Here is a 10415-nt window from a genome sequence, read left to right as displayed (position 1 = left end):
CCTGTGGCTCGGCGCCGTTCTGGCCGCCCTGCTCGTCATCGGCGCCGCGCGGCGAGCGCGTTTCCGATGCGCCGGGGCGCTTGGCGATGCCGTGCGAGATGTAGTTGACCGCGTCGTAGCGGGTCATCTGCTGTTCCTGCAGGAAATAGGCGGCATGGCTCTCGCGCTCGGCGAAGATGGCGACGAGCACATTGGCGCCCGACACTTCCTCGCGGCCCGACGACTGCACATGGATCACCGCGCGCTGTATGACGCGTTGGAAGCCGGCGGTCGGCTTGGAATCCTCGTCGTATCCGGTGACCAGATTGTCGAGCTCGGTGTCGATATAGGTGAGAACAGTGTGCTTGAGCTCGTCGAGATCGACGTTGCAGGCGCGCATGACGGCGGCCGCCTCGGTGTCGTCGATGAGCGCGAGCAGCAGATGTTCAAGGGTTGCGTATTCGTGGTGCCGCTCATTGGCGAGCGTCAGCGCCTGGTGAAGCGCCTTTTCCAGGCCTTGGGAGAAAGCCGGCATGTTACCTCACTTCTTCTCCATCACGCATTGCAGCGGATGCTGATTCTGTCGGGCGAAATCCATGACCTGAGACACTTTGGTCTCGGCCACCTCGAATGTATAGACCCCGCACTCGCCCACTCCATGATTGTGAACATGAAGCATGATGCGTGTGGCGGCTTCGCGGTCCTTCTGGAAAAAACGCTCCAGCACGTGAACCACGAACTCCATCGGAGTGTAGTCGTCGTTGAGGATGAGGACCCGGTAGAGGCTGGGCTTCTTGGTYTTGGTTTTGGTGCGCGTGATTACRGCSGTMCCRCGRCCGGCCTCATTGCCGTCGCCGCCGCCGTTTKCCATCCGCRCCACTYGTSTCGTGGCAGTCAAACCKRWMGTCACGTAWTCCTGCCTCTTTCGAATCCCCATGCGAGTTCGACATGTAGGTGTTCGATGGACGATTTTAAGCCCTTYWGGTTAGCTGACAATATGGCTAGGTGCCCAAACTTGGCTGATTTTCGCAATCGTGAAGCGCTACGCCGTCGCGAACCCGAAATTGACATGAAAAAACCCGGCCGCGCTTCCGCGACCGGGTTTGTCCGGCCCCCAAGAGGCCGGATTTGAAATTGTCAGGCGAAGATCACTTCGCCTAGGCGAAATTACTTCGCCTTGGCAACGATCGATTCGAACGGCTTGTAGGCTTCCTTGGCGAGTTCGGCATAGAGGTCGCCAATCTTGGTGGCCTCGGCGACGAACGCCTCGTAGGACTGCTTGGCGTAGTCGGACTGGATCTCGATCGCCTTGTCCAGCGACTTGGCCGAAAACAGCTTCTCGACGGCGGCGCTGCCGGCCTCAAAGCTCTTCTTGGTGTATTCGCCGGCTTCGGTGGCGATGGCCTGAGCGCCCTTGGACAGCGAAGCGAAGCTCTTCAAACCGGTGTCGGCGAAGTCCTTGCCGTATTTGCTGAAGTCCTCATAGGTCTGGGTCATTTCACGATTCCCTTGACGGTTGAGGCGTCCTTCTTCGGGGGCGCCCTTGTGCAATGCACCTTAATATATTGTGCGCCGCACAAAAGTCAATATTTCGCCGGCGTGCGGAGCCCGCCTGCGCAGGCAATGGCTAAAAATCAAATAAAGTGCGTTTCAAGCCCGAAGAAAATGGTGAACGCGGCGGTTACCATAAACGGATTGGTAACGCTGCCCGGCTAGCTTGGCTGGAAGTGAGGCAGGACCCCTTTGCCGCCTCCGGAGCAACGAGAAATTTCAAAGGAACTACCAGTGCGTCAGGCGTTGTCGGGCATCGTTTCCAAATCCGCGTCCCATCTCAAAACGATCATGATCATCGCCATGGCGATGACATTCGTTGTTGCCGATGCCGCTTCGTCGCTGGCAGCGCGGCAGGCAGCCATTGTCGTGGACGCCAAGACCGGCAAGGTGCTGTATTCSGCGGATGCCAACGGCAGGCGTTATCCGGCGTCGCTGACCAAGATGATGACACTTTACCTGACATTCGAAGCTCTGGCGAAGGGCAGGATCAGCAGGAACAGCCAGGTCGTGTTTTCGGCCCATGCATCGGCCGAAGCGCCGACGAAACTGGGCGTGAAGCCGGGCGGTTCGGTCACGGTCGACACCGCCATTCTGTCGATTGTCACCAAGTCGGCCAACGACTCGGCGACCGCGCTTGGCGAAATGCTCGGCGGCAATGAATCCAACTTCGCCCGCATGATGACCGCCAAAGCACGCGCGCTGGGCATGAACGGSACCGTYTTCCGCAACGCCAACGGCCTGCCTGAYCCCGGCCAGTTCACCACCGCGCGGGACATGGCCACGCTCGGCATCGCGCTACGGGAGCATTTTCCCCAGTACTACGGCTATTTCTCGCAGCGCTCCTTTCTCTATGGCCGCCAGCGCATCAACGGCCATAACCGGCTGCTCGGACGCATCAAGGGCGTCGACGGCATCAAGACCGGTTACACCCGCGCCTCGGGATTCAATCTCGTCTCGTCGGTTAATGACGGCAACCGCCGGCTCGTCGCCGTTGTCATGGGCGGCACCTCGGGCGGCAGCCGCGACAACCAGATGGCGAACCTGATCAACACCTACATGCCGAGGGCCTCGACCCGCGGTGGTGGCGATCTGGTTGCCAGGGCAGACAGCAGCAGCAATCCGATCAAGGCGCTTGCCAAGGTTCTCCTGCCCAAGCACGACGCGCCGACCCCGGACGACAAGCCGGTGGCGGTGGCCAGCGCCGACGACACAGCCGTCGCCGAAGACGCGACTGTCGCGCAGGGTGATGATCAAGGTGATGATGAAGAGAGCGCCGAGGCCGAAGCACCCAAGCTGGTTGTCCCGGCAAAGAAGGTGAAGACCGTCATCGTCGCTGCGCCGAAGGTGGCCACCGCACAGGTCGTGGCTGCCTATGCCGAGCCGACGCCGACGGCTGTCGAGCCGACGCCAACTGTCGATCCGGTCAACACCGCGTCGGTGCCGTCGGGCTGGGCCATCCAGGTAGCCTCCTCGCCGAAGCAGTCGGAAGCCCAGGCATTCCTCGACAAGACCACCAAGCAGGCGCCCAAGGTGCTGGCGGATGCCTCAGGCTTCACCGTCGCCTTCGACAAGGATGGGGTCACCTATTACCGCGCCCGCTTCGGCGGCTTCGGTTCGAAGGACGCCGCCTGGAAGGCCTGTACCGCTTTGAAGAAGAAGAAAATCGAGTGCTACGCCGTCCAGCAATAGGACGACGTGGAAGCGATCTCCCGGAAATTTTTTGCGTCGAAGGAGACTAGTTGTGATTGGAGAGCAAGACGTCCTTGGCTTCGTTGATTCGCGCCGCCAGGAAAGACGTGCCGCCGATATCGGGGTGCAGGCGCTGCATCAGGCGGCGGTGCGCCTTGCGGACATCCGCCGCGGCGGCCCCCGCTTCAAGACCAAGGACCTTGTAGGCCTCCTCCTTAGTCATGGCGCCCGGACCTGGCGCAACACCCAGCCCTTCGCCACCGTTCGTCTCAGTGTTTTTGCGCCAGACGGGAAATCTGCCGTCAAGATACGTCTCTAGCAGTTGGCGGCTCTCCGCATCGCCGGAGAGTTCGCGGTAAAGATGCTGCAACTCCGCAAGGCCCATCGCGCCAAGCATCTTGCCGTCATGGCGGCCGGCCAGAACCAGCCCTTCGAGGCCGCCCGTATTGTGATCCAGCTCCATTTCGAGCGCTGCCGTCCGCACCGTTGAGCGTTTTCCCGGCGCCAAGCTGACATCAGGCCGGTTCGTGCGCGTGGCGAAATACCAGCCGATTGCCACGAACAGGATGACACCGCCTATTCCGCTGCGCCCGACCAGAAGCACGGCGCCGCCCACCAGCGCCAGCAGGATCGGCCCCAACGTTCTGGTTGTGCTCGCGAGACTGGCCGGATCGGCGCGAAGAAACGCCGTGGCTGCGATCAGCAGCACCAGCAGCGATGCGACCAGGACGATAATTGCGCCTAACATTTCCCACCGCCCCGCGGATTCTCTGCCCGCCTGGACAGCCGCGTCATTTCATCAAACACTTTTTCTGCGCCGGAATCATGGCCTTCGCTTGGACAGCAAGAGGTCTGCCATGCGAGCTGGCTCCGCCAACGCCGCGATTCCTGTCGAGTTCGACAGCTTTCATCGCGCATGAATTTCAAGATGTGGCGTTGCCGTGCTGCTTGCAAGTCCAGTGCGAAGCAAGATGGAGGGCCAGGAAAGCCCGAACCGGAACAAGCAACGCTTCTGAGCGATGGCCTACAGCARGCCCAGATCGGCAAGCTCGCGCCTGAGTTTCGGCGGCATCTCGACCAGCCCGGCCTTGCCCTTGCCGAGATCAACTGGGGCATCCGATGGTTTCAGGTAGCGCCAGCCCTGAAAAGCCCGGCGTGGCTGCCAGTCGGTGCGCACGACCAGCGGATCGAGCATCAGATGGCAACGGCCGATGCCTTCGTCATCGGTGAAGGGCCGGATCTCGGTGATCAACTGGCGGCATTGCACATTGCCCTTGACCACCCAGTAGAGCGAACCGCCATCGGTGATTTCTGCGCCACGCGTCGGCACCATGCGGGTGGTGTGCCAGTGTTCGGCCGGTTCACCGGCCCGGCGCCGTTCGTCGAGACGGAACTCGATCCATTCCTCGAGATCCTCGACGCTGTCGCAGCCGACGCACAGTTTTARGAGATTGAGAGCCATCAGCTAAGGTTAGTCCGGAGCGCCGCGACGTCAACGGGCTGACGGACTTCTCCACAGTGCCGGGTTGGGCCAGCCCCCTCAGCACTCCACGACATTAACGGCGAGCCCGCCAAGGCTGGTTTCCTTGTACTTCTCGTTCATGTCGAGGCCGGTCTGGCGCATGGTCTCGATTGCCGCGTCGAGCGGTACGAAGTGGACGCCGTCGCCCTTGATCGCCAGTGACGCGGCCGTCACCGCCTTGACCGCGCCAAGCGCATTGCGCTCGATGCACGGCACCTGGACCAGCCCGCCGACCGGATCACAGGTCATGCCGAGATGGTGTTCGAGGGCGATCTCGGCGGCATTCTCGACCTGCATGGGCGTGCCGCCCATGACGGCGCAGAGGCCTGCCGCGGCCATCGCCGAAGCGGAACCGACTTCGCCCTGGCAGCCAACCTCGGCGCCCGAGATCGAGGCATTGGTCTTGATGATGCCGCCGACGGCGGCGGCCGTCAGCAGGAAGTCGCGGATGCTCAGCTGATCGGCCTCGGGATGAAAATGCAGCCAGTAGCGCAGCACTGCCGGCAGCGTGCCGGCTGCCCCGTTGGTCGGCGCGGTGACGACACGGCCGCCGGCGGCATTCTCTTCGTTGACAGCCATGGCGTAGATCGACAGCCAGTCATTGGCGAGCAACGGATTGGGTTTGTTCTGCTGCCACTGCTCCTGCAGCTTGTCATGCAGCATGCGSGCACGGCGGCGCACCTTCAGCCCGCCCGGCATGATGCCGTCCTGCGACAGGCCGCGGTCGATGCAGCTCTTCATCGCACCCCAGATGGCGTCGAGGCCGGAGTCGAGCTCCTCGCGCGACATCTGCGTTTCCTCGTTGATGCGCTTCATCTCGGCAATGGAAAGGCCGCTCTTGGCCGCCATCTTCAACATCTCGACGGCGTTCTTGAAGGGATAAGGCACTTTCTTGCCTTCGGTCGTGACCGAGCCCTTGGCCTTCATCCGCTGCAGCTCTTCTTCCGAAACCACGAAGCCGCCGCCGATCGAATAGTAGATGCGCTTGAGCAGCAGGCGGTCGCCGGCATCGTAGGCATAGAACGCCAGGCCGTTGGCGTGACCGGTGAGCGGCGTCTTGCGGTCGAGCACCAGATCGGTGGCCGGGTCGAAGCGATAGGAGGGATGGCCGGGAGGCGAAATGCGCTTTTCAGCAGCAATGCGACCGGCAATCCCCTCAGCCTGATCCGGGTCGACGGTCTGCGGTGTCAGGCCGGCAAGACCAAGCACCACCGCGCGGTCCGAGCCATGGCCAATGCCGGTATAGGCGAGCGACCCGTGCAGGCTGGCGCCCACGCGATCCACCGCGACACCGGCCGGTCGCGGCCAGTCGCCATTGAGGATCTCGTCGAGGAAGCGGGCAGCGGCCGTCATCGGCCCCATCGTGTGCGAGCTGGAGGGGCCGATGCCGATCTTGAACAGGTCGAAAACCGAAAGGAACACGTTGTCTCCTGGAGTCGCGTCGGGGACTACATATAGGAATTCCCCGGATGTTTCCGCTCTTTTGGCAATCGCGGCGCAGCACCTGCCGACCTTGTTTGCTCCGGCAGCGACATTGCTGTCGTTCGCGGGAGCCGGCATCGAAGCGACCGCGCTGGATGTGGTAAATTCAGCCCATGGGTGATTCCTCCTATCTATCCACGGCCGATCTCGGGGCGTTGGCGCTCTTCCTGATCGCGTGGCTGCTGCACACGCTCGCTTCCGACGGCAGGCTGGTCAGCCGCGTGTCGCTGACGACGGCGATGAATGCGCAGCGCGAGGCCTGGATGCGCACCATGGCCGAGCGCGAAATCCGCATCGTCGACACCGCCATCATGAGCGGCCTGCAGCAGGGAACCGCCTTCTTCGCCTCGAGTTCACTGATCGCGCTCGGCGGCTGCTTTGCCTTGCTCGGGGCGTCCGACCGGGTGCTTGAAGTGCTGAGCAACCTGCCGCTCGGCGGCGCGCCGTCGCGCTCGGCCTTTCAGATCAAGGTGCTGGGGCTGGTGCTGATCCTGGCCTTTTCCTTCTTCAAATTCGGCTGGGCCTACCGGCTGTTCAACTATTGCTCGATCCTGATTGGCGCCGTGCCGATCCCGCATGGCGAAGCCTCGCGCAATCCGGTCACGCAAACGGCTGTCTGGCGCGCGACGCAGATGAACATGCTGGCCGGCAAGCATTTCAACTCCGGCCTGCGCGGCGTGTTCTTCTCGATCGGCTATCTCGGCTGGTTCGTCGATCCGGTGGTGTTCGTGCTGTCGACGCTTCTGCTGCTGGCCGTGCTGGTGCGGCGCCAGTTCTTCTCGGCGGCGCGGCGCGCCGTCATCGGTCAGCCGCCAGGTGCTGGAAAAGGTTGATCGATCCGGCCCGAAAGCCAATAGGCGAAAAGCCCGATCCATTCGCGGATCGCCGTGGTCGTATTCTCCAGTGAATCGGCCGCATTGTCGCGAAACAAGCCGACACCTTCCTTGCCGGAGGTTCGATAATCGACCGGCCATGGAACGGTTGGAAACCCAGCCTTGTCGAACAGCGCCTTGGCCCGCGGCATATGGAAGGCGGAGGTCACCAGCAGCCAGGTCTCGCCCGGCTTCGGTTCGACAAGTTGGCGACTAAAGACCGCGTTTTCATAGGTGTTGCGAGACTTGTCCTCGAGGATAAGTCGATCGGCCGATACACCGAGTGGGCCAAGCAGGCGGGGTGCGGTGTCGGCGTCGCCCTCGCCATCAAGGAAAAGCGAGCCGTTACCGCCTGATACAACCACCTTGGCTTGCGGGAAGCGCCGGGCCAGGATTGCGGTCTCGACCATGCGATCGCCGCCGCTGCTCAATTCATAGCCGCCCCGCACGAGGTTGATGGCGCCCTCGAAGCCACCGCCGAGCACGACAATACCATCGACCTTTTGCGGCAGCGGCGGTCGTTGAAAGCGCTCCTCCAGCGGATTGAGCATCATTGCGCCGAGCGAGGTCCAGGCCGAGAGCGCAAGGATCAGAAACGCCAAGGCACTGCCGGTGACGGCAAGCCGCCGCCGGCCGATCATCCCGGCAATCAGCCCCGCCAGAAGCAGGAAGATCGTCAGGTTGAGCGGCTGGATGAAGAACCCGAATATCTTGGAAAGATAGTAGAACATCGCTCACCCATTCAGACGAGCGATACCCTTACCACCACTTTTCCGGCTGAAATGTGCCGGCCGCCTGTTCGATGACGGCGGCTGTCTGGAACAGCGTTTCTTCCTCGAACGGCCTGCCGATGAGCTGCAGGCCGAGCGGCAAGCCCTTGGGGTCGAGGCCGGCGGGCACGGCGATGCCCGGCAGGCCGGCCATGTTCACGGTAACGGTGAAAATGTCGTTGAGGTACATCTTCACCGGATCGGCGGCCATATCCTCGTCGGCAATGCCGAAGGCGGCGGACGGTGTCGCCGGCGTCAGGATGACGTCGACGCCGGCGGCAAAGACATTCTCGAAGTCGCGCTTGATCAGGTTGCGCACCTTCTGCGCCTGCAGATAGTAGGCGTCGTAATAGCCGGCCGACAGCACATAGGTGCCGATCATGATGCGGCGCTTGACCTCGCGGCCGAAACCGGCGGCACGGGTCTTCTCATACATGTCGACGATATCCTTGCCCGGCACGCGCAAGCCGTAGCGAACGCCGTCATAGCGAGCGAGGTTGGATGAAGCTTCGGCGGGCGCCACGATATAATAGGCCGGCAGCGCGTATTTGGTGTGCGGCAGCGAAATGTCGACGATCTCGGCACCGGCGTCCCTGAGCCAGGCAATGCCCTTCTGCCACAGAGCCTCGATCTCTTCGGGCATGCCGTCGACGCGGTACTCCTTGGGAATGCCGACCTTCATGCCCTTGATCGGCTTGCCGATCGCCGCCTCATAGTCCGGCACCGGCCGGTCGACCGAGGTCGTGTCCTTCGGATCGACCGACGCCATCGACCTGAGCATGATGGCGGCGTCGCGCACGTCGCGTGCGATCGGTCCGGCCTGGTCGAGCGACGAGGCGAAGGCGACGATGCCCCAACGCGAGCAGCGGCCATAGGTCGGCTTGATGCCGACAGTCCCGGTGAAAGCGGCTGGCTGGCGGATCGAGCCGCCAGTGTCCGTCGCTGTCGCGCCGGCGCACAGGAACGCCGAGACGGCGGTGGCCGAGCCGCCGGAAGAACCGCCCGGCACCAGCTGTGCATTGTCCAGGCTGCGTTGGGTCCTGGTACCGCCGGACGAGACGAAGCCGCCGTCGCCCTGATGCGTCGTCGGCATCACCACCGTGTCGAGGCGCGAACGGCGCCACGGGTTGATGACTGGGCCGTAATAGGACGTTTCGTTGGACGAGCCCATGGCGAACTCGTCCATGTTGAGCTTGCCGAGCATGACGGCGCCGTCGGCCCACAGATTGGCGGTAACGGTCGATTCGTAGCGCGGCTTGAAGCCGTCGAGCACATGGCTGCAAGCCTGAGTGTGGACGCCTTCGGTGCCGAACAGGTCCTTGATCCCCAGCGGAATGCCTTCCAGCGCCCCACCCTCGCCCTTGACCAGCCTGGCGTCGGACGCCTTGGCCATGTCGCGCGCCCTGTCGCCGGTCACCGCGACATAGGCATTGAGCGCCGGATTGGCGCGATCGATCGCCGAGAGATAGGCCTCGGTGATCTCGGTCGCGGTGATTTCCTTGCCGCGCAGCTTGGCGCGGGCCTGCGAAATCGTCAGTCGGGTCAGGTCGCTCATCAAAGGCTCTTTTCGTAAAAAACCGACCACTCGGAATCGGGATAATCCAGCACCGGTCCGCAGCGCGAGAAGCCGGCACGTTCGTAGACGGCCCAGGCGGCGGGATGACGATCGCCCGTCTCCAGCACCAGCCGCTTCAGCCCGTCCTGCCGCGCCAGCGCCTCGACTCGCTCGACGATGCTGGCGCCGATCTTGCGTCCGCGATGCGAAGGCCGTGTGTACATGCGCTTGACCTCGCCAATGGCATCGCCATGGCGCTTCAGCGCGCCACAACCAATGGCGATGCCGTTGTCGCGGGCGATGAAAACGGTCGTGTCCTGGCCGGCCATCTGCTCGACCGTCAGGTGATAACAATGCTCCGGCGGCGTCAGTTCCAGCAAGGTCTCGTTGAGTTCCTTGACCAGGCCGCGTACGTCGTCCTGCAGCGGCGTTTCGATGGCGATCTCGATTGCCATCGGCCCGCTACTCCACGACCTTCGGCACGAGGAAGAAATTCTCGTCGGTCGCCGGTGCGTTGGCGACGATGTYGGCCGCCTTGTTGCCGTCGGTGACGACATCCCTGCGCTTCTTCATCTCCATCGGCGTCACCGAGGTCATCGGCTCGACGCCGGAGACATCGACCTCGTTCAACTGCTCGACAAAGCCCAGTATGGCGTTCAGCTCGCCGGTCATGCGTTCTGCATCTTCTTCGCTCACCGCGATGCGGGCGAGACGCGCGACGCGCTTCACAGTCTTGACATCAACGGACATGTATTTGCCTCGGGGAAAAACCAATCCGGGCTATAGCGGCGCCGCGCGCGGTGCGCAACATGCATCATAGCAAGCCTATACAGCGATGCTGGCCCGGTCCTTGGGGCGGCGCAACGGGTTGGGCAACTCGAACAATCGCTTGCTTGACGAACACATGCTGCATGCGCCCTCGTCTTCCAGCGCGGCAAAGGCCCGCAATTTCGCCGTGGAACAGCCTGGCTCAAGCGGTCGATATGCCAGAT

Annotated in this window: 12 protein-coding genes; 2 read left to right on the top strand and 10 right to left on the bottom strand. The window is 62.8% G+C overall.

Annotated elements, in window-relative coordinates:
• From AC1DX0_RS24115 to AC1DX0_RS24105, 3 genes are all read right to left on the bottom strand, one after another.
• Positions 1 to 514 (bottom strand): Clp protease N-terminal domain-containing protein (locus tag AC1DX0_RS24115; RefSeq protein WP_477357079.1); only part of this gene is annotated, 514 nt, incomplete at its 3' end.
• 6 nt (positions 515 to 520) lie between these two features.
• Positions 521 to 850 (bottom strand): ATP-dependent Clp protease adapter ClpS, encoded by a 330-nt coding sequence (clpS, locus tag AC1DX0_RS24110; RefSeq protein WP_477357077.1) that lies wholly within the window; start codon positions 848 to 850, stop codon positions 521 to 523.
• 296 nt (positions 851 to 1146) lie between these two features.
• Complete coding sequence (locus AC1DX0_RS24105; protein WP_172228772.1) at positions 1147 to 1476, bottom strand: phasin family protein; 330 nt, start codon at positions 1474 to 1476, stop codon at positions 1147 to 1149.
• Between the two features lie 288 nt (positions 1477 to 1764).
• Between AC1DX0_RS24105 and AC1DX0_RS24100 the strand changes: the two genes are divergently transcribed.
• Entirely contained in the window at positions 1765 to 3222 is a 1458-nt protein-coding gene (locus AC1DX0_RS24100; protein ID WP_477220448.1) for an SPOR domain-containing protein, read from the top strand.
• A 46-nt stretch (positions 3223 to 3268) separates the two neighbouring features.
• On the opposite strand, the gene AC1DX0_RS24095 is transcribed toward AC1DX0_RS24100, so the two are convergent.
• The 3 genes from AC1DX0_RS24095 to AC1DX0_RS24085 all read right to left on the bottom strand — a co-directional run bounded on the left by AC1DX0_RS24095 (position 3269) and on the right by AC1DX0_RS24085 (position 6166).
• Positions 3269 to 3970 carry a DnaJ domain-containing protein gene (locus tag AC1DX0_RS24095; RefSeq protein WP_477220447.1) on the bottom strand — a complete coding sequence of 234 codons (702 nt, stop codon included), beginning with the start codon at positions 3968 to 3970 and terminating at the stop codon, positions 3269 to 3271.
• A 276-nt stretch (positions 3971 to 4246) separates the two neighbouring features.
• On the bottom strand, positions 4247 to 4684 hold the full coding sequence (locus tag AC1DX0_RS24090) for a DUF1489 family protein (RefSeq protein ID WP_477220446.1): 438 nt from the start codon (positions 4682 to 4684) through the stop codon (positions 4247 to 4249).
• 78 nt (positions 4685 to 4762) lie between these two features.
• Positions 4763 to 6166, bottom strand: coding sequence for an L-serine ammonia-lyase (locus AC1DX0_RS24085; protein ID WP_477220445.1), 1404 nt, complete (start codon positions 6164 to 6166; stop codon positions 4763 to 4765).
• Between the two features lie 173 nt (positions 6167 to 6339).
• Here AC1DX0_RS24085 and AC1DX0_RS24080 point away from each other — a divergent pair, with 173 nt between their 5' ends.
• Positions 6340 to 7059, top strand: a complete 720-nt coding sequence (locus AC1DX0_RS24080; RefSeq protein ID WP_027044572.1) for a DUF599 domain-containing protein — start codon at positions 6340 to 6342, stop codon at positions 7057 to 7059.
• Here AC1DX0_RS24080 and AC1DX0_RS24075 read toward each other — a convergent pair.
• From AC1DX0_RS24075 to gatC, 4 genes are read right to left on the bottom strand one after another with little or no spacing between them, the layout of a single operon-like run.
• Positions 7032 to 7829, bottom strand: coding sequence for a YdcF family protein (locus AC1DX0_RS24075; protein ID WP_477220444.1), 798 nt, complete (start codon positions 7827 to 7829; stop codon positions 7032 to 7034). The genes AC1DX0_RS24080 and AC1DX0_RS24075 overlap by 28 nt on opposite strands.
• 28 nt (positions 7830 to 7857) lie before the next feature.
• Positions 7858 to 9423 carry an amidase gene (locus AC1DX0_RS24070; RefSeq protein WP_477220443.1) on the bottom strand — a complete coding sequence of 522 codons (1566 nt, stop codon included), beginning with the start codon at positions 9421 to 9423 and terminating at the stop codon, positions 7858 to 7860.
• Entirely contained in the window at positions 9423 to 9878 is a 456-nt protein-coding gene (locus AC1DX0_RS24065) for a GNAT family N-acetyltransferase (protein WP_477220442.1), read from the bottom strand. Before AC1DX0_RS24065 ends, AC1DX0_RS24070 begins: the two co-directional genes overlap by 1 nt.
• 7 nt (positions 9879 to 9885) lie before the next feature.
• On the bottom strand, positions 9886 to 10173 hold the full coding sequence (gene gatC / locus AC1DX0_RS24060; protein WP_477357075.1) for an Asp-tRNA(Asn)/Glu-tRNA(Gln) amidotransferase subunit GatC: 288 nt from the start codon (positions 10171 to 10173) through the stop codon (positions 9886 to 9888).
• Between the last annotated feature and the right edge of the window lie 242 nt (positions 10174 to 10415).

The organism is Mesorhizobium sp. P3_A9, from assembly GCF_056402975.1.
The sequence above is the reverse complement of the archived record's forward strand: the minus strand, read 5'-3'. Positions and strand labels throughout refer to the sequence as shown.

Bases quoted from the DNA above. Each gene is read 5' to 3' on its own strand.
- AC1DX0_RS24080 (WP_027044572.1), top strand. From the start codon at position 6,340: ATGGGTGATTCCTCCTATCTATCCACGGCCGATCTCGGGGCGTTGGCG.
- AC1DX0_RS24075 (WP_477220444.1), bottom strand. From the start codon at position 7,829: ATGTTCTACTATCTTTCCAAGATATTCGGGTTCTTCATCCAGCCGCTC.
- AC1DX0_RS24105 (WP_172228772.1), bottom strand. From the start codon at position 1,476: ATGACCCAGACCTATGAGGACTTCAGCAAATACGGCAAGGACTTCGCC.
- AC1DX0_RS24070 (WP_477220443.1), bottom strand. From the start codon at position 9,423: ATGAGCGACCTGACCCGACTGACGATTTCGCAGGCCCGCGCCAAGCTG.
- AC1DX0_RS24065 (WP_477220442.1), bottom strand. From the start codon at position 9,878: ATGGCAATCGAGATCGCCATCGAAACGCCGCTGCAGGACGACGTACGC.
- AC1DX0_RS24095 (WP_477220447.1), bottom strand. From the start codon at position 3,970: ATGTTAGGCGCAATTATCGTCCTGGTCGCATCGCTGCTGGTGCTGCTG.